General features: G+C 52.3%; 23 protein-coding genes and 2 tRNA genes. 14 read left to right on the top strand and 11 right to left on the bottom strand.

The window, feature by feature from the left end:
- Positions 1-97: 97 nt before the first annotated feature.
- Entirely contained in the window at positions 98-694 is a 597-nt protein-coding gene (gene plsY / locus SIL79_RS01070) for a glycerol-3-phosphate 1-O-acyltransferase PlsY (RefSeq protein WP_373297541.1), read from the bottom strand.
- Positions 695-968: 274 nt separating this feature from the next.
- Between plsY and folB the strand changes: the two genes are divergently transcribed.
- Genes folB through SIL79_RS01050 form a run of 4 tightly spaced genes read left to right on the top strand, consistent with a single transcriptional unit; the run spans position 969 to position 3,460 of the window.
- A complete protein-coding gene (folB, locus tag SIL79_RS01065; protein WP_039034924.1) occupies positions 969-1,319 on the top strand; it encodes a dihydroneopterin aldolase in 351 nt (116 codons plus the stop codon).
- Between the two features lie 7 nt (positions 1,320-1,326).
- Entirely contained in the window at positions 1,327-1,824 is a 498-nt protein-coding gene (gene folK, locus SIL79_RS01060) for a 2-amino-4-hydroxy-6-hydroxymethyldihydropteridine diphosphokinase (RefSeq protein WP_319619953.1), read from the top strand.
- A 16-nt stretch (positions 1,825-1,840) separates the two neighbouring features.
- Positions 1,841-2,641, top strand: coding sequence for an undecaprenyl-diphosphate phosphatase (locus tag SIL79_RS01055; RefSeq protein WP_319618907.1), 801 nt, complete (start codon positions 1,841-1,843; stop codon positions 2,639-2,641).
- 9 nt (positions 2,642-2,650) lie between these two features.
- Positions 2,651-3,460 (top strand): putative RNA methyltransferase, encoded by an 810-nt coding sequence (locus SIL79_RS01050; RefSeq protein ID WP_039034921.1) that lies wholly within the window; start codon positions 2,651-2,653, stop codon positions 3,458-3,460.
- 130 nt (positions 3,461-3,590) lie between these two features.
- Here SIL79_RS01050 and SIL79_RS01045 read toward each other — a convergent pair whose 3' ends face one another.
- Positions 3,591-3,857, bottom strand: a complete 267-nt coding sequence (locus SIL79_RS01045; RefSeq protein WP_025010519.1) for an Lpp/OprI family alanine-zipper lipoprotein — start codon at positions 3,855-3,857, stop codon at positions 3,591-3,593.
- Between the two features lie 227 nt (positions 3,858-4,084).
- Positions 4,085-5,326: a multifunctional CCA addition/repair protein gene (locus SIL79_RS01040; RefSeq protein WP_071476907.1), complete on the bottom strand. Its 1,242-nt coding sequence runs from the start codon at positions 5,324-5,326 to the stop codon at positions 4,085-4,087.
- Between the two features lie 167 nt (positions 5,327-5,493).
- On the opposite strand from SIL79_RS01040, the gene SIL79_RS01035 reads away from it, so the two are divergent.
- Both SIL79_RS01035 and SIL79_RS01030 read left to right on the top strand, forming a co-directional pair.
- Complete coding sequence (locus SIL79_RS01035) at positions 5,494-7,149, top strand: ExeA family protein (protein ID WP_215774087.1); 1,656 nt, start codon at positions 5,494-5,496, stop codon at positions 7,147-7,149.
- Positions 7,149-8,267, top strand: coding sequence for a general secretion pathway protein GspB (locus SIL79_RS01030; RefSeq protein ID WP_226684737.1), 1,119 nt, complete (start codon positions 7,149-7,151; stop codon positions 8,265-8,267). Before SIL79_RS01035 ends, SIL79_RS01030 begins: the two co-directional genes overlap by 1 nt.
- A gap of 273 nt (positions 8,268-8,540) precedes the next feature.
- On the opposite strand, the gene SIL79_RS01025 is transcribed toward SIL79_RS01030, so the two are convergent.
- Both SIL79_RS01025 and SIL79_RS01020 read right to left on the bottom strand, forming a co-directional pair.
- Positions 8,541-8,616, bottom strand: a tRNA-Thr gene (locus SIL79_RS01025).
- A 7-nt stretch (positions 8,617-8,623) separates the two neighbouring features.
- Positions 8,624-8,699, bottom strand: a tRNA-Phe gene (locus SIL79_RS01020).
- A gap of 376 nt (positions 8,700-9,075) precedes the next feature.
- On the opposite strand from SIL79_RS01020, the gene SIL79_RS01015 reads away from it, so the two are divergent.
- The 3 genes from SIL79_RS01015 to SIL79_RS01005 all read left to right on the top strand — a co-directional run bounded on the left by SIL79_RS01015 (position 9,076) and on the right by SIL79_RS01005 (position 10,715).
- Positions 9,076-9,624, top strand: coding sequence for a cytochrome b (locus SIL79_RS01015; RefSeq protein WP_071476904.1), 549 nt, complete (start codon positions 9,076-9,078; stop codon positions 9,622-9,624).
- 4 nt (positions 9,625-9,628) lie between these two features.
- Positions 9,629-10,204: a YceI family protein gene (locus SIL79_RS01010; protein ID WP_319618906.1), complete on the top strand. Its 576-nt coding sequence runs from the start codon at positions 9,629-9,631 to the stop codon at positions 10,202-10,204.
- Between the two features lie 172 nt (positions 10,205-10,376).
- Positions 10,377-10,715 carry a thioredoxin family protein gene (locus SIL79_RS01005; RefSeq protein ID WP_039034916.1) on the top strand — a complete coding sequence of 113 codons (339 nt, stop codon included), beginning with the start codon at positions 10,377-10,379 and terminating at the stop codon, positions 10,713-10,715.
- A 555-nt stretch (positions 10,716-11,270) separates the two neighbouring features.
- Here the strand turns inward: SIL79_RS01005 and SIL79_RS01000 are convergent.
- Positions 11,271-11,549 carry an oxidative damage protection protein gene (locus tag SIL79_RS01000; protein ID WP_039034915.1) on the bottom strand — a complete coding sequence of 93 codons (279 nt, stop codon included), beginning with the start codon at positions 11,547-11,549 and terminating at the stop codon, positions 11,271-11,273.
- A 2-nt stretch (positions 11,550-11,551) separates the two neighbouring features.
- A complete protein-coding gene (gene mutY / locus SIL79_RS00995; protein ID WP_208157501.1) occupies positions 11,552-12,658 on the bottom strand; it encodes an A/G-specific adenine glycosylase in 1,107 nt (368 codons plus the stop codon).
- Between the two features lie 170 nt (positions 12,659-12,828).
- Between mutY and trmB the strand changes: the two genes are divergently transcribed.
- The 5 genes from trmB to SIL79_RS00970 all read left to right on the top strand — a co-directional run bounded on the left by trmB (position 12,829) and on the right by SIL79_RS00970 (position 19,086).
- Positions 12,829-13,545 (top strand): tRNA (guanosine(46)-N7)-methyltransferase TrmB, encoded by a 717-nt coding sequence (gene trmB / locus SIL79_RS00990; protein WP_039034913.1) that lies wholly within the window; start codon positions 12,829-12,831, stop codon positions 13,543-13,545.
- 22 nt (positions 13,546-13,567) lie between these two features.
- Positions 13,568-13,891 carry a YggL family protein gene (locus SIL79_RS00985; RefSeq protein ID WP_025009472.1) on the top strand — a complete coding sequence of 108 codons (324 nt, stop codon included), beginning with the start codon at positions 13,568-13,570 and terminating at the stop codon, positions 13,889-13,891.
- The gene (glsB, locus tag SIL79_RS00980) at positions 13,891-14,805 is read left to right on the top strand and encodes a glutaminase B (protein ID WP_039034940.1); all 915 of its coding nucleotides are present in this window, start codon (positions 13,891-13,893) and stop codon (positions 14,803-14,805) included. Before SIL79_RS00985 ends, glsB begins: the two co-directional genes overlap by 1 nt.
- A gap of 2,214 nt (positions 14,806-17,019) precedes the next feature.
- Complete coding sequence (locus SIL79_RS00975; protein WP_319618905.1) at positions 17,020-17,823, top strand: YggN family protein; 804 nt, start codon at positions 17,020-17,022, stop codon at positions 17,821-17,823.
- Positions 17,824-18,138: 315 nt separating this feature from the next.
- Positions 18,139-19,086, top strand: coding sequence for a LysR family transcriptional regulator (locus SIL79_RS00970; RefSeq protein WP_039034912.1), 948 nt, complete (start codon positions 18,139-18,141; stop codon positions 19,084-19,086).
- A gap of 441 nt (positions 19,087-19,527) precedes the next feature.
- On the opposite strand, the gene SIL79_RS00965 is transcribed toward SIL79_RS00970, so the two are convergent.
- From SIL79_RS00965 to SIL79_RS00950, 4 genes are all read right to left on the bottom strand, one after another.
- Entirely contained in the window at positions 19,528-21,387 is a 1,860-nt protein-coding gene (locus SIL79_RS00965; RefSeq protein WP_319618904.1) for a DUF885 domain-containing protein, read from the bottom strand.
- 216 nt (positions 21,388-21,603) lie between these two features.
- Entirely contained in the window at positions 21,604-22,740 is a 1,137-nt protein-coding gene (gene hemW / locus SIL79_RS00960; protein ID WP_319618903.1) for a radical SAM family heme chaperone HemW, read from the bottom strand.
- Positions 22,740-23,342, bottom strand: a complete 603-nt coding sequence (gene rdgB, locus SIL79_RS00955; RefSeq protein ID WP_028779022.1) for an RdgB/HAM1 family non-canonical purine NTP pyrophosphatase — start codon at positions 23,340-23,342, stop codon at positions 22,740-22,742. The genes hemW and rdgB overlap by 1 nt, the downstream gene beginning before the upstream one ends.
- A 218-nt stretch (positions 23,343-23,560) precedes the next feature.
- Positions 23,561-23,995, bottom strand: a complete 435-nt coding sequence (locus SIL79_RS00950) for a DUF4426 domain-containing protein (protein ID WP_071476997.1) — start codon at positions 23,993-23,995, stop codon at positions 23,561-23,563.
- Positions 23,996-24,044 lie beyond the last annotated feature (49 nt).

The following is a 24,044-nucleotide window of genomic DNA, read 5'->3' as shown; positions in this document are numbered from 1 at the left end:
GAGCCTAGCTAACTCATCCTCTGTAACCTGAAAAGTAAAAGGCGCCAATGGCGCCTTTGCTGTTTTTGTGACAGTCGTTACAACCGTGCAATTGCTTCTATTTAGTGCGCCTGGAGCGCGACATTTTGGATTCTTCCCCCTTGAGCAGGCGGCGAATATTATCCTTGTGGCGGATAATGATCAGTGTCGATAGCATGGCCACCGGCAGGGTAAATCTGTCATCCAACCACCAGGTATATAAAGGTGCCAGCAGGGCGGTAACCAGGGCCGCCAGTGAGGAATAACGGGTCAGTAAAACCACCACTAACCAGGTGCCCATCAAACACAGCGCCAAGCCTTCACCTATAGGCGCCATGGCACCGAGCGCTGTGGCTACGCCTTTGCCGCCCTTGAAACCGAAGAAAATCGGGTATATGTGTCCCAGGCAGGCGGCAATGGCTATTACTCCGAGCCAGACGGCATCTATCCCCATCAGATAAGCGGTATAAGCGGGCAGAGCCCCTTTGAGCATATCAAAGAAAAACACCATGGCGGCGGCCCAGGTGCCACCGATACGCAGCACATTGGTCGCGCCTGGGTTGCCGGAGCCTTTGCCTCTGGGATCCGGCAGACCCTTGAGGCGGCACACCAGCACGGCGCTGGAGATAGAGCCGAGCAGGTAAGCGGCCACAATCATCATTGGGGTCAGTACCATGGTACTCAAATTGGTTTCCTTACTCGTCTTAAGGTATTATCGCGCACATTGAAAAATGCAGCCCTTGCCCGGATAACCCAAGGTGAAAATCTTGACCACTTAATGGTGGTTGGAAATTTCGGGTTCATCTTGTCCTTCAATGCCTTATCCTACTTAAGATTGGGCCAGGTAGAAAGGGGCTGCCGTGAATATCTCCGGAACGCGTCGGATTATAGCGGTTTTATTGACGTTAGCTTATCTGACCTCAGGCCCGGCAGTTGCTAAGGGGGATTTTATGGACAGAGTGCTGATACGGGAATTACAGATAGAGACGGTTATTGGGATCTACGAGTGGGAAAAACAGATACATCAGACACTGCTTATTGATCTGGATATGGCTTGGGATAACAGAGCCGCTGCAGACAGCGATGATTACAGCCAGGCGCTCTGCTATGAAACCGTCAGCAAGCGTCTTACCGACTTGATTACCGCAAAGCCTATTGAGCTGATTGAAACCGTCGCCGAAATGATAGCCCATTGCCTGATGAGTGAATTTGCAGTGCCTTGGGTCAAGGTGCGGGTGATGAAGCCCGGCGCCATTCCTTCGGCCAAAGCGGTCGGTGTTGAAATCGAGCGTGGTATCTAACGGCAATATGGCACATATCTACATCAGTCTGGGCAGCAATATCGACCCGGAACGTTATCTGCGTGCAGCTATCCACGAGCTGCACGCTGCTTTTGGCGAGCTGCTGTTGTCATCGGTTTACGAGAGTGAATCAGTGGGATTCAAGGGCAGCAACTTTCTCAATATGGTGGTGGGCGCTCATACGTCACTCGGTATTGCCGAAGTGGTGGCCTGTTTCAAGCAGATAGAGCTGCGCCACGGTCGGCTCCCGGGTGCCAAAAAGTTTGCTCCGCGGACTCTTGACTTGGATCTACTGCTCTACGATGACAAGGTCTGTCAGCTGCCTATTGTTTTACCCAGAGCCGAGATCCTGACCAACGCTTTTGTGCTTTGGCCACTGGCTGAACTGGCACCGCAAACCAAGCATCCTCTGGCACAACTCAGCTACCAGCAGTTGTGGCAGGAATATGATAAGGCCAGTCAGAAGCTCTGGCCTATCGCTTTCGATTGGGGCCTGTCGGCCTGATTTTTTAAGGACAATTATGGACACATTACAGGTCATTATCCTTGCCCTGATCCAGGGCCTGACTGAATTTTTGCCTATTTCCAGCTCGGCGCACCTTATTTTACCCTCTCAGTTACTCGGCTGGGAAGATCAGGGGCTGGCCTTCGATGTGGCAGTGCACATAGGCTCACTACTCGCTGTGGTACTCTACTTCCGTGCTGAAATCATAGCTATGCTGAATGCCTGGTTTGGCAGCATATTCAAGGGCAATCACAGCGCCGAGAGTAAACTCGCCTGGTGGATTATTCTGGCTACCATACCTGCAGTCATCTTTGGTTTTATGGCCAAAGATTTGGTTGAAACTTATCTGCGGGGGCCGGGTGTTATCGCCATTACTACTGTGGTATTCGGTTTGCTGCTCTGGTGGTCAGATAAGATGGCTCGGCTTGAACTTACTGAGTATCAAACCGGTTGGCGCAAGGCATTGATGATAGGTTTTGCCCAGGCATTGGCGCTTATTCCCGGCACCAGTCGCTCGGGGATCACCATGACTGCGGCCCTGATGCTGGGGCTTAATCGCGAGGCGGCGGCGCGTTTTTCTTTTTTGATGTCGATTCCAGTGATCCTGGGCGCGGCGCTGCTGATGGGCAAAGATCTGCTCGAAGGCGGGCATGTGATTGACTGGCAAGCCTTGATTTTGGGTGTGGTGCTTTCTTTTGTCGCGGCCTTCACCTGTATTCACCTGTTTTTGAAGATCATCAGCAAGATGGGCATGCTGCCTTTCGTGATCTATCGTTTGGCGCTCGGCGCACTTCTGTGCGGCTTTATTTTTCTGTGAGGCCTTAAGATGAATTCAGTGCAATTTCAGTGCCCTGTTTGCCAGAGTGAACTCAGGCAACATCTGGCATCCAGAGGTTTTTACTGCGCCAACAAACATCACTTCGATCGCCAGGAAGACGGCTATTGGCTGCTGGCCAAGCCCAAGAGCGCGGCGGTACATGCCTTGTCGCGCCAGGCGTTGCGGGCCCGGCGTTTTTTGTTGCAGTCTGAGTTGATGGCGCCTTTGCATCAGGCGCTCAATCTCAAGCTGACCAGACTTGCTGAAAACTGTGAAGCTGTACTTGACCCCAACGCCGGAGACGGCGCTTTGCAGCAGATGCTGCAACTGCCGGAAGAGCTGCAACGCCTGTTAATCTGTGATGCGCAAAATGCTGCCTTCGCTGCAGCCAAGGCATTGCCTGAGGCGCAGGTTTTTCTCAGTGTTGCCAAGCGTTTGCCCTTCGCAGATGCGCAGTTTTCACTGGTGACTCTGCTCGATGGTCAGCTCAAGGGCAAGGAGATCCCCAGGGTGATGAAGCCGGGGGCACATCTTATGATGTTGGCACCCGGGCCCAGGCACTTATGGCAGTTGCGTGAACAATTGAATGCTGACCTTAAGCTGCGCGAGTTCAGTATCAGCCTGCCTGCAGAGTTGACAGTGCTGGAAACCGAGAGCTTGAGTTTTTCGCTGGATGTCAGTGGCGAACAGGCGTTGACGCTTCTGGAAACCACCCCTTATGCTTGGCGTGCCGGTGAAAAGCAGAAGCGCTCGATTGCCGGACGGGCCATCAAGGGATTGGAGCTGGATTACCGTTTGTTGGTGATTAAACGAAACTGAGTTTGAGCCTTGGATTTAGGCTGAAAAGTGAAGGTTAGCTGGAATCTTGAACAGGACTGAATGGAAGCCATTGTAGGCTTCAGCGAAAAGCAAATCGGCAACACCTTGGTGTTGCCGATCCGGGACTGAATTACTTCTTGTAACGAGAAGCAACGTTGTCCAAGCGGTCGTTAGCACGCTTAGCTTCAGACTGAGCGTCCATAGCAGCAGCTTTGGCATCTTTAACGTCAGCAGACAGTTTGCCTTGCTCTGCTTTCAGAGAGCTAACTTCGGCTGATAATTGATCAACTTTGTTGCCCAGGTTAGCAACGCTTTCTTCCAGAGCAGTGGTGTTGGCACAGCCACCCAGCAGAGCAGTCATTGCTACGCCAGCAATCATCAGTACTTTTTTGTTCATGAAGAAATCCCTTTAGATAGGTTGGATTTTTAATGGCTCGACTGCAAAACAGCCGACACCGCCTAATTATGTCATAGTCAATTTATTTTGCTACGAATATTCACGCACAGGCCACTTTACCTTATCGAATACTCATTGAATTGCCAAGTCTTTGGGAAAATAGCCAGTTTTTTTCGCTATTTTTTTAACATAACTGAAATTATCACTGTCAATATCTTGCCTTTCTCTCAGGAAACGGCGGAATTCAGTAACAGTTGCTTTTCTTGACGTACTGCAGCAATCCGCTGCTGAGCAAGTTCTACCCTGATGGCCGGGCCCTTGTGCCCTGCTGCTACTATGGGTTTGACATCTATCGCTGCTGCCACCGCAAAAAGCTGCCTCAACGCCTGCGCCTGAGGGTAGGGGGCTTGTTCAAGCCCGGTGCGGCCTTTGGCATCGGCCTCACAGGCCAGCGCCAGTTGCTCCAGGCGCTCTGGCTTGCGCCAGAAATCGGCTTTATCGAAGATTTTCACTATGGTTTCCGGTCTGAGCTCCATCAAATTATGAATATTTTGATGCTGATCGCTGACCAGCAACGCCAGATCTCGATACTCAGAAGGCACTCTGAGCCGCTCACACAGATTGCGGATAGGTGCCAGACCTTTCTGGCCGTGACCGTGATGTTTGGGCAGCATGTCGGCCGGGGTCAAAGCCTTACCAAGATCGTGTACCAGCGCGGCAAAACGCACCGCTTTGTCCTGGGTCAGTCTAGCGGCTTGCTCCAAAACCATAAGTGTGTGAATGCCGCTATCGATTTCAGGATGCCATTTGGCCGGTTGCGGTACGCCGAACAGGGCGTCGATTTCCGGCATCAGTGCTTGTAAAGCCTTGGCCTGACGTAGAACTTCAAAGAACACCTGGGGCTGCTCGCAGCCGAGCACCTTATCCAGTTCCTGCCATACCCGCTCCGGCGTTAGTGCGCCAAGCTCGGGGCCAGCGGCAATTTCCTGCATCAGAGCCAGGGTTTCTGGGGCGATACTGAAACCTTGAGGCGCAAAGCGGGCGGCAAATCTGGCCACTCTGAGTACCCGTAGCGGGTCTTCAACGAAAGCGGGGGAGACATGCCTTAGCACCCTGGTTTCGATATCCTTTCGGCCGTTGTAGGGGTCGTGCAGTTCGCCATCCTCACTTTGGGCTATGGCATTAATAGTCAAGTCCCGCCGCAATAGATCTTCTTCCAGAGTGACGTCGGGCGCCGCATAACAGGAAAAACCGCCGTATCCCAAGCCTGTCTTGCGCTCGGTTCTTGCCAGGGCATATTCCTCTTGGGTTTTGGGGTGCAGAAACACAGGGAAGTCCTTGCCCACCTGCCGGTATCCCAGTGAGACCATCTGCTCCGGAGTCGCTCCGACGACCAGATGATCCCTGTCTTTGACAGGCAAGCCCAATAGCTTATCGCGTACCGCTCCGCCAACCAGATAAATCTGCACGCTTGTGAATTCCTTATAATCGACTGCTTTGGTAATGGCCTCAGGATACCATGAGAGCGGGCCGCTGGGGACTTTCCCGTGCATCACATAAATGGCGGCCGGGGTTTTACAATTTATGACCTTGCCTTAAACTGAGCTGTCTCTAACAAAGAAGGATGGTAGTGCCTATGTACAAGGCCTTTTATGGACTGAACGATAACCCGTTTTCAATTGCACCCAATCCCAGTTACCTGTTTCTCAGTGACAGACACAGGGAAGCCTTGGCGCATTTGACCTATGGCCTGGGAGAGACGGGGGGCTTTGTGCTGCTGACGGGCGAAGTGGGCACAGGGAAAACCACGGTTTCCCGTTGTTTGTTGCGGCAACTACCGGATAACACGGATACTGCCTTTATCCTCAATCCATCTCTAACCGAGCTTGAGCTGCTGGCCACACTTTGTGATGAGTTGAAAATTCCTTATGGTGAGGCACCTACCCTTAAGCAGTTGACCGATCATATCAGTGGTTTTCTGCTGGCTAACCATCAGGCCGGACGTAACACAGTATTGATCATTGATGAGGCCCAACATCTGCGGGCCGAAGTGCTTGAGCAACTGCGCTTGCTTACCAATCTGGAAACTGATACCCGTAAATTGTTGCAGGTGATCCTCATAGGTCAGCCCGAGTTGCAGCAACTGCTCAAGCGTCAGGAGTTGCGGCAACTGGCGCAACGTATAACCGCCCGGTACCATCTGTTGCCGCTCACTGAAGAGGAAGTGGGTTTCTATGTGCAGCACAGGTTGCAGGTTGCCGGACGTAGCGAACCCCTGTTCAATCGCGGCGCGATTCGGGCGCTGCATAAATTCAGTGGTGGTATTCCAAGGCTTATCAACCTCTTGTGTGAGCGAGCACTGATGGCGGGTTATGGTCAGTCGCGAACGCCTATTGATGCCAAGATGGTGGCCTCTGCCGCCGAAGAGGTGCTGGGAGAGAAAATCAAACAGCGTAATTATTGGTTACCGGCTTCTGCTGCCGCTATGCTGCTTTTGGCATTTGCCGGTGGTTACTATTTCCTGGCGCAGCCGGAGAAGGCTGTGGCCCAAGATCAGTCCGGGCGCCAACTTCATTCAGGGACAGATGCCAAGCAGACTCAGGTTTCCGGTAATCAAGCTGCTGTTAACCATCCTTCTGTCAATCCAGCTGGCGCAGATAAGCCCGCTGTCAACCGGGCACAACGGATCCTGACGCAGGCCATAGATCAGAGCCGCAATATAGATACTGCCTTCGCGGCGCTGTTTGCGCTTTGGGACAAGGTGCCATATTCAGGCATCAGCGCTTGTCAGGCCGCTGAGCAGCAGGGGCTTGCCTGTTATCAGCAGCAGGGTAATCTCAACTCCTTGCTACGGCTCAATTATCCGGCTGTGGTCTATCTGGAAGATGAACAACAGCAGCCTTTCTACGGCACTTTGGTTACTAAAGATGGTGAACAGTTACTGCTACAACTCAATGAACAGCAACTTTGGGTCAGTGTTGATTGGTTCAACCGTCATTTCAGCGGCACTTTTGAAATTATCTGGGATGCCCCCAAAGATCCGCTCAAGGCGATAGGCCCCAGTGCCGGCTTGGCTCAAGTGCAGTGGCTGGAAAATACTCTGGCGCAGGTAGATGGGCGCCAAGCCAGATTAATGAGCTATTTTGACAGCGAGTTGGAGCAGTCGTTGCAACAGTTTCAACGTCGTCATGGTTTGAAGCCGGACGGTATTGCCGGTAGCCAGACTTTGGTTCAGCTCAACCTGTATCTGAGCCATCAAGGGCCCAGATTGTATGCGGGGGGAGAGAGCTGATGTCTATTCTTCTTGATGCGGTGACCCGGGCCAAACAGCAGGAAATGGGAGAGCAGTTGGATCCTGTGTTGACCCCCAGGGCGCAATATCGTCAACCTTCATCTGGCAGAGCCTATTTCAAGCCGCTGGCAGTATTGGTAGTCGCTGTACTGGCAGGAGGGGGGCTGGCTTGGGGGTGGCACATGTTGGATAACAGCAAAAAGATTCAGTCTCCCGAGACATCTTCAGTTGAGGCGCAAGCCTCGCCACAGGGTGCCCAGCAGCAAGCCAGGAAACAAGATAATCCTCAAAGAGACAAGCAACCAAACCAAGCGGCTGAGAGGGCTGCTGAGGTGCGTTTAGCCGGAAAAGTTGCTTTGCCTCTGGCTCAACCTATACCTCAGGCTCAAGTGGTTCAATCTCGACTAACCCAATCGCAAACTATACAGCCGCAGAGCACACAGCCTCAAAATGCCCAAGCTGTGAGTAGCACAAATCTAAACCAAAGGGGCGAAGCCAATCAGAGTCAGGCTTTAGCGAGTACTGAGCTTAATCATAATGATACGCTGGCTGCCAGTGTGGCTGAAGCGGCCAAAGAGCTGCAGTTTGAGCAAGTTCAGTCTGGCAGTTCATCTTTTGCAAATCAGCGGCAAGCGATACAGGCAGCGGATGAGGAGCCGATTATCCTGGGAGCCAATCCCAACCGCCGCGGACTTGAAGTGCTCGAGTCACTCAAGCGCCAGGTCAATGATGCGGCTGAGGATGTGGGACTATCCAGTGCCGAGAGTCGCCGCCAGGATGAATTGGTGGCTCAGTTTCAGGCTGCATTAGCCGATGTTGAGCACCGACACTCGGCGGAAAAACCTGTATCGCCTCCTGAATTGGACCCCATTCCCAAAACTGAGGAAGAGGTGCCTCCCTATGGTGGCTTGCCTGCCGGACTGCAACTGCAAGTGCCTGAATTTGATATCAGTGCCCATGTATACGCTTCAGAGCCTTCCAAGCGTTGGTTGAATGTAGACGGTGCCGAATTGCAGGAGGGCGATAGTATCAAAGGAATATTAAAGGTTGTTGAGATCCGTCCAAGAGATGTGGTGCTGGAAATTCAAGGGCAGAGGTTTAGGGTACCGGCAATCTGACCTGGTTTTAAACTGGCGATGAACCTGAAAATGGACTTTCAATGGGGCGGATAGCCTCTGCATCCAGAGTCAATCTTCACCGTCTGGCCTGTTTAAACAAGCACTCTGAATGATGTTTGTTTGAACAGGCCTTTAATACCAGGTTCTGCTATGGCTCTAAGCTATATATGACTACGACATGGGGAAGATTAATGATTAGAGACAAGGAGTTGGGCCGGTAGACAGTTACAGAAACAAAAACGCCACTCAGTGAGTGGCGTTTTTGTTGTTTCATGGTGCCGGCACCAAGAGTCGAACTCGGGACCTACTGATTACAAGTCAGTTGCTCTACCAACTGAGCTATGCCGGCTAAATTGTGGTGCCCGAACCCGGAATCGAACCAGGGACACGCGGATTTTCAATCCGCTGCTCTACCAACTGAGCTATTCGGGCAACTGAACTGAGTGTCAGTCATCTACTTCGAACCGGGGGTTGAGGCCCGTGTCGTTCGGAGTGCGCGTATAATATAGTTCTGAATTTTTTCCTGCAAGTGCTTTTTCGGCATAAATCCTGTGTTCGCTCAGTTAATGCTCAGAATTGGGCTTTTTGAGCTGAAATCAAACTGATATCGCTTGAAAAGCCAGCAGGCCGCCCATTGCATCAAACTATCTTTGCCTCAATCTGCCGTGTTACCCGCAGCACTGTGGCTCTTTAAGCCCACCTTTTGTCCTTCTTTCTAAAATTTCGAAATAAATAGCCAATATTTAATGATTTTAGTTTTCATTTAGTTTCCATATGATGTGCTTAAGACATAGCTTAAGGATAGAAAATGCTTGCCAACACTCGTCAGGGCTACGGCCTTGTCAGCATTTTGAACCACTGGTTATCGGCCATTGCCGTGATAGGCCTGTTTGGGCTCGGCTACTGGATGGTTGATTTGACCTATTACAGTGCCTGGTATCAGAAGGGGCCGCATTTGCACAAGAGTATCGGCATTTTGCTGTTGGCGCTTACCTTGGTCAGATTGTTGTGGAAACTACTGAGCCCGTCGCCACAGGCGATACCGGACAAGCCTTTACTGCAGAAGGCGGCCCGTTTGGCGCATTGGGGACTCTACCTGTTGCTGCTGCTGATTATGTTGAGCGGCATATTGATCTCCACCGCCGATGGCCGGGGTATCGCGGTATTTGACTGGTTTGAGCTGCCGGGTGTCGGTGAGCTGTTTAACAATCAGGCCGATATCGCCGGGGCGATACATAAATACGCCGCCTATAGCTTGATAGCCCTGGTGGTGCTGCATGCCTTGGCGGCGCTGAAACACCATTTTATCGACAAAGATCAGACACTCGTCAGGATGATTAAACTCAAGAGAGGATAGCAAAATGAAAAAGACCCTGTTTGCCGGTATGCTTGGCAGCGCCCTGTTATTGCCTTGCGCCGTGAATGCCGCCGACTATGTGATTGATACCCAGGGCGCCCATGCCTCTATCAACTTTAGAGTCAACCATCTTGGCTACAGCTTTGTGGTCGGGCGTTTTAACGAATTTGAAGGCAGCTTCAGCTTTGACAAGGCCAACCCGGCAGATGCCAAGGTGAATGTGACCATCAACACCCAAAGCCTGGATTCAAACCATGCCGAGCGGGACAAGCACTTGCGTTCGGCCGACTTCATCAATGCCGGCAAGTATCCCAAGGCCAGCTTCAAGTCCACTAAGGTGGAGGACAAAGGCAATGGCGAATTGGCGATTACCGGTGACTTTACCCTCAATGGGGTCACCAAGCCGCTGACCATAGATGCCAAGGCTATCGGTGAAGGGCAGGACCCTTGGGGTGGTTACCGCGCCGGTTTTGTCGGTTCTACCGAGTTTGCCCTCAAGGATTACAAGATTACTACCGATCTGGGCCCGGCTTCCACTCACGTCAAACTCGACCTGGTGGTTGAAGGGGTTAAACAGTAACCCACAATAGTTTTTACAGAAGGCGCCGTCGGCGCCTTTTTCTTTGGCTTGTAAACTGGCAGCGAAAGTCACCGAAAGTCACCGAAAGTCAGCGCCGATATGGCACAATGAGCGCCAATAAAAACAATCAGGCCCGGATACCTGAGCCGCCGGTGAGTTGTGAGTTGAAACCATGTTGAATATCGAAACCCTTGAGCAGCTTAAACAACTGCTCGAAAGCCAACCCGCGGTATTGTTGCTGTTCGGCGGCGAGCATTGCGGCGTGTGTCAGGCGTTGAAGCCCAGAATAAGCGCCATGTTGGCCGACGAGTATCCACTATTGCAGGCGGCCTATATCGATTGTCAGGGCCCTGGCCAGCAGTTATCTGCCCAGATGAGTATCTTCAGTCTGCCCGTGGTGCAGGTCTATTTTGGCGGCGAAAAGTTTGCCGAGTTGCAGCGGGTATTTTCTCTGGCGGATCTGCGAGAGGCAATTGACAGGCCCTATCGGCTCAGTTTTGAGTCGTTTTAGCCCAAACAATGATGTGCCAGTATTCGATGCTTGTTTGATTAAGCTATTAAATATAGTTTCAACGCAAGTCGCACCTGCGCCTGGGATTGAGGTTAGATTATGAAGAGAGCAGTGAAGGCAGTCCAATTTTACTGATATTCAACAAACTGAGTTTTGTGAACTAGATCCCGTAGTCAATTTTGACTTTGGTGATAAGGCAACACAAGAGAAGATGATTAAGGATAAAGAAATATCAAATTATAATCTTTTTGGTCGAGAACCACCTAATCGCTTGTTGATTGTCAACCAGTGGTTAACTAACATCTCACTATAACTGACAACCTCGAAACCTTTACAGGCCTGCAGTCATAAACAAACCGCACCAAGAGTTCTGTCCACACAGCACAGATGCTGCAAGGTCCCAAGTCCATTGCCAATCGAGTATATCGCCGGTGAGCCCTGGATGGTGTTCGTGCCTGAATTCGCCACGAACTGGCCGATAAATCTCGTCGCGACAGCAAAAGATAAAGGCCCATAAGGGCCTTTTCTCATTTCGCTCGCTACAGCTATGGCGGCTTATTCATCTTCTGCCGGTGGCACATAACCTTCAATCTGTACTTCCTGACCTTCGAACAGGAAGGCGACCATCTGCTCTTCCAGCAGTTTGCGATCATCGACATTCATCATATTCAGTTTCTTTTCGTTGATCAGCATGGTCTGTTTTTTCTGCCACAGGCCCCAGGCCTCTTTGCTGATGTTGTCGAAAATGCGCTTGCCGAGTTCGCCGGGATACAGTTGGAAATCCAGGCCATCGGCTTCTTTCTTGAGATAGACGCAGTTAACTGTGCGTGCCATGTTTACTCCTTGGTCAGACTCGGTTCCAGGCTGGCCAATACCCGCTCTGTTGCAGCGGCCAGTCCCACCCGGGAAGGTTGGTTTAAGTTATACCAGAGACAGGGTTTGGGTTCCATTACCCTGTCTTTACTCTGGGCGCTGTGACCTTGGTCCAGCAGCATGTCTGTGGCTACTTTGCTCTTTAGTCGCAGCAACATAGGCTGAGCGTCCAGGTGAAAGTGGCTGAAGGTGTGACGAAAACCGGGCAGCTCAGTGATGCTGTGCTCTGCAAGCCCCAAGGCTTTGGCGGCTTGCTGCAGGTTTTGTCTGTTACCAAACTCGGGGAAACACCAGAGGCCGCCCCAGATCCCGGCGGGGGGCCTTTGCTGCAGCAAGATCTCGCCATCGTGTTCCAGCACCAGTAGCCAGGCTTCTTTGGCCGGAATCGCCTTCTTCGGCTTTTTGCCGGGGAAGTCGCCCTGGCGCCCCATTAGCTGCGCCTTGCAGTCGCGGGCGACCGGGCACTGGTCACAGGCGGGGCGGGAGCGGGTGCATATGGTGGCACCTATATCCATCATCGCCTGGTTGTATTTTTGGATCTCGGCCTTGGGCGTGAGCGCTTCTGTCAGCTGCCAGAGTTGGTTTTCCACATCCTTTTGCCCGGGCCAACCTTCTATGGCGCCGTGGCGGGCGAGTACCCGTTTGACATTGCCATCCAATATGGGGTGATGTTGCCCCAAAGACAGCGACAGCACAGCACCTGCGGTTGAGCGTCCAATGCCCGGCAGTGCCAGTACCGAGTCAAAGTCGGTTGGAAACTCGCCGTTAAACTCATCACGCACCTTGATGGCGGCCTTGTGTAGGTTACGGGCGCGGGCGTAATAGCCCAGACCTGTCCACAGATGCAGCACTTCGTCTATGTCGGCATTGGCCAGGCTGACAACATCGGGGAAACGGGTAATGAATTTTTGGAAGTAGGGGATAACGGTCGCGACCTGAGTCTGCTGCAACATGATTTCAGAAATCCATACTTTGTATGGGGTCTTTTGCTGTTGCCATGGCAGAGTCTTGCGACCATTCAAGTCGTACCATTTTACGATACGTTCTGCGAAAGAGGCTGTTTTGTTCATCGGCGCAGTGTAGCCGCAGCCAAGGGGCGAAACAAGGAGATTGATCCCCTCAAATGATTGACTTATTTCGTTCTTGTGGATTGTTGGTATACTTTTTCAGCATCAGGGCTTGCACTGTATGGTGAACTTTGGATAATGCCCTTCTTTTTCACACCTCTCTAGGGGCAAAAATGAGCGAAGTCACAACGGCCGAGTTTAACGAAGAAGGCAAGTATCTGCGCAAAGTAAGAAGCTTTGTGCTGCGTGAGGGGCGCCTCACCAAGGGCCAGGCCCAGGCCTTGGAAGCGCATTGGGGCAGCATGGGGCTGGATTATTCTCCCGAGCCTCTGGATTTGAACGCCGTCTTTGCCCGTGAGGCAGATACAGTGCTGGAGATAGGTTTTGGTATGGGCGCCTCACTGGTGACCATGGCCAAGGAAGCCCCTGAGCTTAACTTTATCGGTATCGAAGTGCACAAGCCTGGTGTGGGCGCCTGTCTTGCCGATGCCGGCGAAGCCGGAGTCACTAACCTGAGAGTATTCCATCACGATGCCATGGAAGTGCTGGAGCATGCCATTGCCGATAATTCTCTGGCGCGGCTGCAGCTGTTTTTTCCCGACCCATGGCACAAGAAACGCCACCACAAGCGCCGCATAGTGCAGCCGGCCTTTGCCGAGTTGGTGCGCCGTAAACTGAAAATTGGTGGTGTGTTCCACATGGCTACCGATTGGGAAAACTACAGCGAACACATGCTGGAAGTGATGAATGCCGCCCCCGGCTATCGCAACCTTTCCAGCGATGGCACTGTAGTGCCACGGCCGGATTATCGTCCGTTGACCAAGTTCGAGGCCCGCGGCCAGCGCCTGGGTCACGGTGTTTGGGATCTGATGTTCGAACGTACAGAGTAATTACACCTGAGGGAGAAGCAGTATGGCTATTCGCAGTCGTCGTTTGCGCAAGAAGTTGCGTGTTGATGAATTCCAGGAGTTGGGATTTGACGTTAGTTGGCGCTTTGCCGACTCTGTGTCGGAGGAACAGATAGATCCCCTGGTCGACCGTTTTATTGATGAAGTTATAGAACCTAGAGGCTTGGGCTTCCACGGTGGTGGCCACAGAGAGTGGGAAGGCATTATTGCCACCCAAAGAATTGGCAAGTGCACCGAAGATGACAGAAGCGCAGTCAAGGCATTCTGGGAAGCTCAGCCAATCAGCGAGTTGGAAGTCACTGAGCTGTACGACATTTGGTGGAGTTGATCCCGGACGAGGCCTTGCTTGAGCAGGTGCTCGACAGGGTTCGCCCTCTGATTGGCCAGGGTAAGGTGGCGGATTATATTCCGGCCCTTGCCCGGGTCAATGCCAACAAGCTGGGGATTGCCGTTACCATGGCCGACGGCACCACAGTGGGGGCAGGGGATTATTTAGAGCCTTTTTCCATTCAAAGTATTTCCAAAGTGTTCAGCCTGACATTGGCGCTGACACTCTATGAAGAAAGCGAAATCTGGAGCCGGGTAGGCAAAGAGCCGTCGGGTCACTCATTTAATTCTCTGGTGCAGGTGGAGTTGGAGCGCGGCATTCCCCGTAATCCCTTTATCAATGCCGGGGCACTGGTCATCGCCGACTTGCTGCAGAGTCGCCTCGGAGCGCCCAAGCACAGAATGCTGGAAGTGGTTCGCCGTTTGGCGGGTAATCCGCATATCTGCTACGACAAGGTGGTGGCCGATTCCGAGTATCAGCACAGTGCCCGCAATGCTGCCATTGCCTATCTGATGAAGTCCTTCGGTAACTTCAACAATGATGTGGATACTGTGCTGCGAAGCTATTTCCATTACTGCGCCTTGAAAATGAGCTGCGCCGATCTTTCCCGGGCTATGATGTATCTGGTCCAAGGCGGTAAGGCATTGGATGGCAAAGCGCTGATATCACCGCTGCAGAGCCGCAGACTCAATGCACTTTTGGCTACATCCGGGCTTTATGATGGCGCCGGTGAGTTTGCCTACCGGGTCGGCATGCCGGGCAAGAGTGGAGTCGGTGGTGGCATAATCGCGGTGATCCCCGGTGACATGTCCATCTGTGTCTGGTCGCCTGAGCTTGACCGCAGCGGCAACTCACTCGCCGGAACGGCAGCGCTGGAGCAACTCAGGCTGGCTGTTGGCCGCTCAATTTTCTGATCCCAAAGGCAGCATTCCGCTGCCTTTGTTTTTTACGCCATACCATAGCTTTCAGCCTAAAGTTGCACATTAGGCGCTTGCCGGGTTTCCGGCCACTATGTAGCCCATCACCTGCGGTGCGCTGGCCGTTAAACAGGGAAGTTGTTGTGAATACGTCCCTGTTTTCGACGGTCACAGTTTCGCCTGTGCCAGGGAAATAGGCGTATATCTGTGGGTATATAAGCAATTTCAAGCAACGCTATGATTGCAGAATTGCACCAACTCCCGCTCGAAGCGGCCGCAGGGCGTTGATGATAATCGCGTAGCGAGGCATGGCCGTTCACGGGCGTCCAGCCCTTCACGGCATTGGGACTCCTGTCCGGCAGATGCTGACGCAGCTCAGTCGAATCAGGGGCGAGTGTCGCCTAGCGACGAGCTAACGAGCGCGAAACAGGATGTTGAGCTGGGCCAGAGTCACATGGATGTGACTCTGAGCGTCTGGCGCGATAGCGAATTGGCATCATAAGCACAAGGGGTTTTCCGCTGCGTGGCGGGTCGCTGGGGGTTTGGAAAGGGGGCGAGTCGATACAGCCCCCTTTCCTCGGGAGTGGGGTGAAGCTCCACGACTTTAGGCCGCAGGTACAGCGGCTAGCATAGCTTCCAGCTAAAAGTATCTAAGCTCGTATTGGCCGAACTTCCGGCAACGGATGTTGCTCATTGCCTGCCGCAGGCTTATGCACAGGCGATCCTGTGACTCGCTGCAAGTACGTCCCTGTAAGCTCTACCTCGCCATCCCTGGCTCGGAAGGTCACAGTTCCGCCTGTGCCTGAAAATGAGGTGTATGTCTGCGGGCATATAGGTCGCTTCAAACAAGTTAGCTCTTACAGAATTGCACCGACTCCCCTTCGGAGCCGCCGCTGGCGTTGTTGCAAATTGGCGTAGCCGAGACAGGGATGTCGAGGCTCGAAGGTCGAGCAAGGCGAATGTTGCGAAGCGACAAGTTCATGAGCGCGAGCCAAGGAAGGCGAGCTGGCCGTTATGCATGGATGCATTTGGCGAGTCCTGAGTGTAGCCAGTTTGTTTCATAAGCCAGCGGGGATTTCGGCTACGTCGGGGTGTCCTTGGGGATGCAAGGGGCTTTGGACAAGCAAAGCCTCTTGCCCGGTGTGGTTTGGCGAGAGTTGCGTAGCAACATGCTTTCGAGCGCGAGTCATGGATGACGAGCTGGCCCTTGTGCATGGATGCATTTGCTCCACGACTTTAGGCCGCTGGCACAGCGGCTATCAGGCTTTGAACCAAATCCCACCAATAAACCTGGTTTTAGCTGCCAGCTAAGTTGCAGCCCATCACCTGCGGTGCGCTTTCGCACAGGCGATCCTGTGACTCGCTGCAAGTACATCCCTGTAAGCTCTGCCTCGCCATCCCTGGCTCGGAAGGTCACAGTTCCGCCTGTGCCTGAAAATGAGGTGTATGTCTGCGGACACTTCAGATGTTTCAAGCTACTCCATTCTCACAGAATTACACCGACCCCGCTCGAAGCTCCACGACTTTAGGCCGCTGGCACAGGGGCTATCATGGCTTTGAACCAAATCTCACCAATAAACTTGGTGTTAGCTGTAATCTAAGTTGCAGCCCATCACCTGCGGTGCGCCTTTCGCACAGGCGATCCTGTGACTCGGCGTTAATACGTCCCTTATCTCCATGGATGGAGTGTATGCCGACATTTGTCTGGAACAAAATTCGGCCCTGTTTTCGACGGTCACAGTTCCGCCTGTGCCTGGAAAATAGGCGTATGTCTGCAGCTCAAAACAACTCTGTGTGGGAAGAGTTGCACCAGGTCCCCTTTGGAGCCGTCGCTGGCATTGTTGCCAATTGGTTCGAAGGGGCGAACTGGCCCTTGTGCATGGATGCACTTGCTCCACGACTTTAAGCTGCTGGCACAGCGGCTATCATGGCTTTTAATCCCGAATGCAGTGAAGAAAAGGAACTGTCTAGGCCATCCTGAGTATTCCCTGTTAAACCTTTCTTTGGTTTCTTGTGTCTTATTCATCATAACGGCTACAAGTTGGCAAAATTTGCCACTCGTAGATGGTGGATTTTCATATTTTGCTGCCTTTCTTGATATTAATTCTTTTAATATCAGTTAATTATAACTTTGGCACAAAGTCTGCTTTATTCTGAGCCATAAGCGGTAATCAAGTTTACTCGGCAGATTAAAACGAGAGGGAAGACAGAATGAAACAAGCGATTGGTGGAATATCTTTGGTGTGTGCACTGTTTGCGGCGGCGCCTGCTATGGCGATCAACTTTGAGCCAAGAGATGAGCAATGCGAGATGTCGCTCAACTACGACATCTCACTGGAACCCAAGAAGCTGAGTGTCAGTAATCAAGGGAAAGAACACTATCGAATTGAGCCGGGCCGCCTCTATGTGGAAGGTGAAGAAGTGGTCTTGAATGCCGAGCAGAGCAAGCTTGTCAACGAGTACTCGGATGCCATGGCTCAGCAGTTACCCGAAGTCATCTCTTTGGTGGAAGATGCCGTCACCATGGCGAGCGAGGCCCTGAGCATGGCCCTGACACCACTCTTGGGGGATGCCGCCGCTGCCAAGTTGGATGAAACTATGGGCAGTCTGCAACAGAGAGTCTATGAAGTGGCTCATCGCAATGGTGACCAGTACTTCCTCGGGGCCACTGAAGAGTCGTTGGAAAACGCCTTTGGTGATGAGTTTTCCAAAGAGATAGAGCAACTGGTGCAGCAGTCGCTAGGCAGTTTAATTATGGCTATGGGCAGCGCCATGATGTCAGGTGAGGGCGAAACCTTTGATGAGAAGATCAATGCCTTCAGCCAGAAGATGGAAAAGATGGGCAAGGATATTGAAGTGCAAATGGAGTCTCGTGCCCAGGAGATGGAGCAGAGAGCCGACGCGCTTTGCGACAACTTCCAACGTTTGCTGGTGCTGGAAGACAAGTTACGCAAGCAGATCCCTGAGCTGGGCGAATTCCAGGTACTGTCCGGCAAGGTTGAACTGCAGCAATAAGATTTAAGCTGGTGATTCCCCCTGTATCTTCCCCTCCCTTGATACAGGGGTTTTTTATTGGTTGTCTGTTGATTATGCCATCACTGCGGCGGTTTTTTTGGCTCAAAGCTATCCTTGGGTTAGAGTCAATAACAAAGAATTGGTATACTTCGCAAAAATAATAAAACTGACACCCAAGTCAGGACTCAGTGACTCTACCCAGTGCGCTTTCCAAAACCCGGCAGCCCACACCCCATTTTGGGGTCTTGACGGTGAGGCCCGTCGCTTTTCCAGGAAAGCTTTTACCAGTGTTGTAAACGGCTTAAGGCGACTTTCATGTTAGAACTGTTAGAACCTATCGCTATTTTCACTCATGTCGCCCGTGCCGGCAGCTTCAGTGCAGCGGCGCGCAGGCTTGGAATATCCAAATCCAAGGTCAGTACCCAGGTTGCCGATCTTGAACATAAACTCGGGATCCAGTTGATCCAGCGAACGACCCGTAGCTTAAGCCTCACCGAAGCCGGTAATCTGCTGTATGTGCAAGGGGAAGAACTGCTCCGGGATGCGGATCAGGCGGTGGCCAGTGTGCACAACCTTAATGATGCCACCCGAGGCGTGCTCAAGGTAGGTATCTCCCAGTCATTCGGCACCATGCATATTATTCCGGCACTGCCCGAGTTTATGACCCGTCATCCGGATCTCGAGCTGCAGGTGAGCCTGTTGGACCATAAGGTTGATGTGGTCAGTGAAGGCCTGGATCTGCTGCTGACCATGTCAGAGCAACTGCCTCTGGGAATGGTGGCCCGCCCGCTGATGAAGTGTCAGTTCCTGCTGGTGGCATCCCCCGGGTATGTTGCAGCTCACGGTATGCCGGCCCGTCCGGAGCAGCTGGTGGAGCACAACTGTTTGGTTTACCACGGTGAATGGCATGAGCACAGCGTTTGGCAATTCAAGAAGGGCGATGATTACTGTGAGATAGGGGTTTCGGGTAATTTCAGAGTCGACAATGCGCCGGCGCTTAAGTCTGCCGCTGTCAGTGGGCTTGGGGTGGTTTATCTCGCCAGTTATCTGCTGGAAGATGAAATAGAAAAAGGTACTCTGGTTCCTCTGCTTCCCGATTGGCAACTGACTCATCATCTGCCGCTGCAGGCTGTTTATCCAAGACGTAAACACTTGGCCCCCAAGGTGAGTGCCTTTATCGAGTTCATCAAGGATCATATAGGTACGCCACCTTATTGGGACAAAAAATATGCAGATCTGTTTGCCCAACGCCAGGAAAAATAAAGAAATATCGTTCTTATAATAGAACAATGAAAAACACTCAAGTTCCGCTTGGGTGTTTTTTGTTTATATATCATATGGATGTTAGGGTTTTATTGGTTTATTCAACCGCTTTATTATTTGATGGGCTTTAAAGATTTTTAATAACCCAGTTGCAGTCTGTTCTGAAATCAATACAATGGTTGCAGTTGATTCGGGTGGAACCAACATACGGGTGTGCCGCGGGACTGACCCCTCCTGCTGTAGACTGCTTGGTTCAACACAGAGTGTTAAGCCCTTATCAATGCCGACCCAGGTTTTCGAACTAAAACAATGTCGGCCTTAAAACCATCATCCTGATTTTGGTTTACCCCGGCCCAGGTGGCCGGGGTATTTTTATGCCTGTTTTCAGGACGGAATCAAGCGCATAAAAAGCCGCTCATGGGAGAGGCAGTTGATTCAGTTTCAAGCTTGGCTTTGCGCGGCTACCCAGTCTTTTACCTCCTGCTCCAGTACATTCAGCGGCAAGGGGCCGTTTTTCAAGACCAGAGTGTGGAAGGCGCGAATGTCGAAACGCTCACCCAGCGCCTCCTTGGCGTAGGCTCTAAGCGCAAGTATCTTGTTCATCCCCACCTTGTAAGCGGTTGCCTGCGAGGGCATAACTATGTGCCGCTCAAACATTTTTACTGCGTCAGATTCGGCATTGGGAGTGTTATCCATGTAATAGGCTATGGCTTGCTCTCGAGTCCATTTCTTGGCATGGATCCCGGTATCTACCACCAAACGGCAGGAGCGCCATAGCTCCATCGCTAATCTGCCAAAGTCTGAGTAGGGATCGCTGTAAAGCCCCATCTCCTTGGGGAAGTACTCACTGTAAAGGCCCCAGCCCTCGATATAAGCCGTGTAAGAGCCGAAGCGACGAAAGCTGGGAAGTCCTTCCAGTTCCTGGGCTATGGCTATCTGCATGTGATGCCCGGGGATCCCTTCATGGTAGGCCAGTGCCTCCATTTGGTATTTGGGCATAGCCATTATGTCATAGAGGTTGGCATAGTAAGTTCCCGGGCGACTGCCATCGGCCGAGGGCTGGTTGTAGAAAGCCTTGCCGGCAGACTTCTCCCTGAAGGCTTCCACCTGTTTGACTATCAAAGGCGCCTTGGGCTTTACCTTGAATACTTCATCCAGGCGCGAGTTCATGTTATCGATAAGGGCGATGGCCTCTCTCAGGTAGGCCCGGCGGCCGGCGTCATTGTCCGGGAAGTAGAAGTCCTCATCTTGGCGCATAAACTCGAAGAAGGCTTTGAGATCGCCCTTGAAGCCAACTTTGTCCATGATGGCGCGCATTTCGCCGTGGATCCTGGCGACCTCGTCCAGTCCTAATTGATGAATGGTATCGGCGCTCATCTCTGTGGTGGTGGTATTGGCCAGGGCATTGTTGTAGAAGGCGCTGCCGCTCGGGAATTTCCAGACACCATCTCTGCTGTCGGCCCGTTTTTCCAGGGTTTCGAGATAGGCAATCAGCTTTTGGTAAGCTGGCCTCAATTGTTCTTTGAGGGCGATGGCGGCTTGATCCAGCAGTTTATCTTGGGTGTCTTCATTCAGCTTGAGTTTTGCCAACTTGCCCTTGAAGTCGGCCCAGATAGCGCTGTCCGGCTCACCATCAAACGGCGCGCCATGAATAATATTGCGGCTGTCTGAAAGTACGTGGGGGAATACGAACTTGGGGGCGATTATGCCTTCCTCGGCGCGAACCTCGAGGGCGGTGATCAGCTGCTCAAACAGCTCAGGAACCCCGGCTATACGGCTGATATAGGCGCGGGCATCGGCTTCGTTGGCTATCGAGTGTTGGTTTATCAACAATGAAGGTACCAGCGAGTGAATGCCGTACATCTGGTTGACCGGGTAGTTGTAGTGGCGGAACTTATCATCGCGGATCTGGCGTTGCAGTTTGGCGGTTAACAGCTCCAGGCTCAACTTACTCTGTGAGTCCAACTTTGTCGGATCCAGTTGTGACAGGCGCTCAAGCTGCTGCTTGGCGCGAGCAAGCGCGGCATCATCGGCCGCATCGCCCAGTGAGTCCCATTTGCCGTAATCTGTCTTGATACCAAGAAAGGTCTGCCGCACCGAGCTGGCGGCGACATCCTCGTTGAAGATGGCTTCAAACAGGGCGTTGGCTTTGGCGGATTCGGCCTTGATGACCTCAGGAGCCAGGTTTGATGCTTGGTTACTCTGCCCGGAGACGGAGGCTTGGGCGAGAAGGGGATAACTGCTGCTTAAAACGGCGCCAAGGGCCAGCGTCAACAGACTTTTTCTTATGGTTATAGGCATGGACAACTTCCTTTTTGCTTGGCAATGGCAGGCCGGATGACGATGGCCCGAGTCAGGAAAGACGCACAGAAACCGCGACTGCTATGGCTCATTTGCGTCTAAAGAAGTTAATCCTAATGAAGTTGAGTAATTAAGTATTGGCGTAAATGTTAGAAAATATTTCCTCTTGCTGCTTTCGCTTTGGCAGCAGCAAGAGGAGGCTAAGAAGAGATGGAGTTAACAAAACTGCGACAGCAGATCGTTGACGAACATATGTCCCTTGTTAGTGAGCTTCCAGTAGCCGGGAGTGATCTCCACCAGCCCGCGCTCGGCGGCCTGCTGCATGCCTTTATCCAGGGTGTTGGCCGCAACGCCGGTGCGCGCTTCAAATTCGCTCCAGGGGATGGGGCTCATCAGTCGCAGCCTGTTCATCAGGTACTCCAGCGCCCTGTCTTTGGGCAGTACATCACTTACCTCAAATAGATAATCCTCTGTGGCCAAATAACCCTTTGGATGTTTTATCTTTACCGTGCGTACTATGCGGTCCTGCTCCGGTAGCGTCAGCTTGCCGTGGGCGCCGCAACCAATTCCCAGATAATCACCGAACTCCCAATAGTTGAGGTTATGGCGGCACTGAAAACCGGGTTTGGCGTAGGCGGATATTTCATACTGCTGGTAGCCAAGGGCTGCGAGTCTTTGCTGGCCCTGTTCATAGATGTGCCAAAGCGCTTCATCGTCCGGCAGCTGCGGCGGGCGTGAATGAAACAGGGTGTTTGGCTCTATGGTGAGCTGATACCAGGACAGGTGCGGAGGATTGAGCGCCGCCGCCGTGTCGATATCGGCCATGGCCTCTTCAAAGCTCTGGTTCGGTAGACCGTGCATCAGATCCAGGTTAAAGCTCTGGTATCCGGCTGCAGCAACGCCTTTGGCGGCGTTGACTGCTTCATCCTTGCCATGAATTCGCCCCAGCAGGTTGAGCTTGTCTTTGGCAAAGCTTTGCACACCTATGGAGAGGCGAGTGACACCTGCTGCGCGGTAAGCGCTGAAGTCATCATGTTCCAGAGTGCCTGGGTTGGCCTCCATGGTGATCTCTATGTCATCGGTAAAGGGAATGCGCCGATTCACGCCTTGCAGCAGCCTGCCTATCTGGGCAGCATCGAATAGGGAGGGGGTGCCGCCACCGATAAAGATGCTGTGCAGTTGCCGGCCTTGAACATAGTGCAGGTCGGCGTCGAGATCGCCAAGCAGAGCATCGACATATTCCTGCTGTGGCAGCTCACCCTGTTTTCCGTGAGAGTTGAAATCACAGTAAGGGCATTTCTGCACACACCAGGGAATATGAATATAGAGACTTAGCGGTGGCAGCGTCAGCATTAGCCGAGGATCCCCTGTTGTTTGAAGGCTTCAAGCAGCAATTTCAGCGCCTTGCCTCTGTGGCTGAGATGGTTCTTTTCATCACTGCTGAGCTCGGCGGCAGTTTGCTGGTAACCACAGGGAATGAATACGGGATCATAACCATGGCCATTGTCACCCTTGGGTTCAAAACCTATTTCACCTTCCCAGGCGGCCTGGCAGATAATGGGAGTCGGATCCTTGGCATGACGCATATACACAAGTACACACTGGAAACGGGCGGTACGGGGGGCAGGCGTTGCCTCTATGGCGCCAAGCAGCTTGTTGTAGTTGCCTTCGGCCGTGGCGTTGGCGCCACTGTAACGGGCAGAATAGATGCCGGGAGCGCCGTCCAGAGCATCAACTTCGAGGCCTGAGTCATCGGCGATAGCGGGCAAGCCGGTGATTTCGGCGGCATGGCGCGCCTTGATAATGGCATTTTCAACAAAAGTGGTGCCGGTTTCCGCCACTTCAGGCACGTCGAATTGGTTTTGTGGCAACACCTCAATATTGAAGGCGCTGAACATCTCGGCGAATTCTTTGAGTTTTCCCTTATTGCCACTGGCAAGCACTATCTGTTTCATCTTGGATTTTCCTTATTTCGCAATGCCGGCAATAGTACCATTTTGCAAAAGAGTTTACTCACTCAGCGACAATGAAAAGGCGCGAAAACAAGTAGAGCCGTGGAAGGTTTGAGCCCTAATGGCTGCTGTCGTTTCTCTAAGTCGGCAGTCAATACCCCTCGGGGCGGCCATAAAAAACGCCGCTCATTCGGCGGCGCTCTATTGACGGAATGTACAGCTCAATCGACGTAGAATTTCTGTTTAAAGGCCAGAGTGGTGTTGAGCTCGTTGCCGTGTTTGATCAGGATTTGAAAGTTAATCTCCTGATCGTCACGATAGGGCACCTCGGCAATATAGTAGATGGCATCACCCTCGCGAATTTCACGGAACTTCAACTGCATTCTGGCATCGATAAGGTTGTTGGCCAGGCCGGATATCTCGACCGGTACTGCCGGATTGCCCTCTTCACTGGTATCCAGTACGGCGATATTGATGATACCCGTATAACGGCTGCGTTCTATGCCATAGTTCTTGGCGATGGATGGCGTCAAAAAGGTGCTGCCCAGCGCCATATAGTGGATATCGAAATGGCCGACGGTCTGTTTCTGTTCGGCCTGAGCGACACCGGTCAGAGAGCCGAGACACAAAAGCAGGGTCAAAAATTTGCGCAACATAATGCTTTACCTGAGGTTAAGTGTGTTGAGTTGATTATAGTCCCTTGTC

This window comes from Shewanella indica (assembly GCF_033842865.1).
Taxonomy (GTDB): domain Bacteria; phylum Pseudomonadota; class Gammaproteobacteria; order Enterobacterales; family Shewanellaceae; genus Shewanella; species Shewanella indica.
The sequence above is the reverse complement of the archived record's forward strand: the minus strand, read 5'-3'. Positions and strand labels throughout refer to the sequence as shown.

Coding starts and splice junctions, on each gene's coding strand:
- hemW (WP_319618903.1), bottom strand. CDS start 22,740: ATGCTGACGCTGCCACCGCTAAGTCTCTATATTCATATTCCCTGGTGT.
- SIL79_RS01030 (WP_226684737.1), top strand. CDS start 7,149: ATGTCTATTCTTCTTGATGCGGTGACCCGGGCCAAACAGCAGGAAATG.
- mutY (WP_208157501.1), bottom strand. CDS start 12,658: ATGAACAAAACAGCCTCTTTCGCAGAACGTATCGTAAAATGGTACGAC.
- SIL79_RS00975 (WP_319618905.1), top strand. CDS start 17,020: ATGAAACAAGCGATTGGTGGAATATCTTTGGTGTGTGCACTGTTTGCG.
- SIL79_RS01010 (WP_319618906.1), top strand. CDS start 9,629: ATGAAAAAGACCCTGTTTGCCGGTATGCTTGGCAGCGCCCTGTTATTG.
- plsY (WP_373297541.1), bottom strand. CDS start 694: ATGGTACTGACCCCAATGATGATTGTGGCCGCTTACCTGCTCGGCTCT.
- folB (WP_039034924.1), top strand. CDS start 969: ATGGACAGAGTGCTGATACGGGAATTACAGATAGAGACGGTTATTGGG.
- folK (WP_319619953.1), top strand. CDS start 1,327: ATGGCACATATCTACATCAGTCTGGGCAGCAATATCGACCCGGAACGT.
- trmB (WP_039034913.1), top strand. CDS start 12,829: ATGAGCGAAGTCACAACGGCCGAGTTTAACGAAGAAGGCAAGTATCTG.
- rdgB (WP_028779022.1), bottom strand. CDS start 23,342: ATGAAACAGATAGTGCTTGCCAGTGGCAATAAGGGAAAACTCAAAGAA.
- SIL79_RS00950 (WP_071476997.1), bottom strand. CDS start 23,995: ATGTTGCGCAAATTTTTGACCCTGCTTTTGTGTCTCGGCTCTCTGACC.
- SIL79_RS01050 (WP_039034921.1), top strand. CDS start 2,651: ATGAATTCAGTGCAATTTCAGTGCCCTGTTTGCCAGAGTGAACTCAGG.
- SIL79_RS01015 (WP_071476904.1), top strand. CDS start 9,076: ATGCTTGCCAACACTCGTCAGGGCTACGGCCTTGTCAGCATTTTGAAC.
- SIL79_RS01005 (WP_039034916.1), top strand. CDS start 10,377: ATGTTGAATATCGAAACCCTTGAGCAGCTTAAACAACTGCTCGAAAGC.
- SIL79_RS01000 (WP_039034915.1), bottom strand. CDS start 11,549: ATGGCACGCACAGTTAACTGCGTCTATCTCAAGAAAGAAGCCGATGGC.
- SIL79_RS00970 (WP_039034912.1), top strand. CDS start 18,139: ATGTTAGAACTGTTAGAACCTATCGCTATTTTCACTCATGTCGCCCGT.
- SIL79_RS01035 (WP_215774087.1), top strand. CDS start 5,494: ATGTACAAGGCCTTTTATGGACTGAACGATAACCCGTTTTCAATTGCA.
- SIL79_RS00965 (WP_319618904.1), bottom strand. CDS start 21,387: ATGCCTATAACCATAAGAAAAAGTCTGTTGACGCTGGCCCTTGGCGCC.
- SIL79_RS00985 (WP_025009472.1), top strand. CDS start 13,568: ATGGCTATTCGCAGTCGTCGTTTGCGCAAGAAGTTGCGTGTTGATGAA.
- SIL79_RS01055 (WP_319618907.1), top strand. CDS start 1,841: ATGGACACATTACAGGTCATTATCCTTGCCCTGATCCAGGGCCTGACT.
- SIL79_RS01045 (WP_025010519.1), bottom strand. CDS start 3,857: ATGAACAAAAAAGTACTGATGATTGCTGGCGTAGCAATGACTGCTCTG.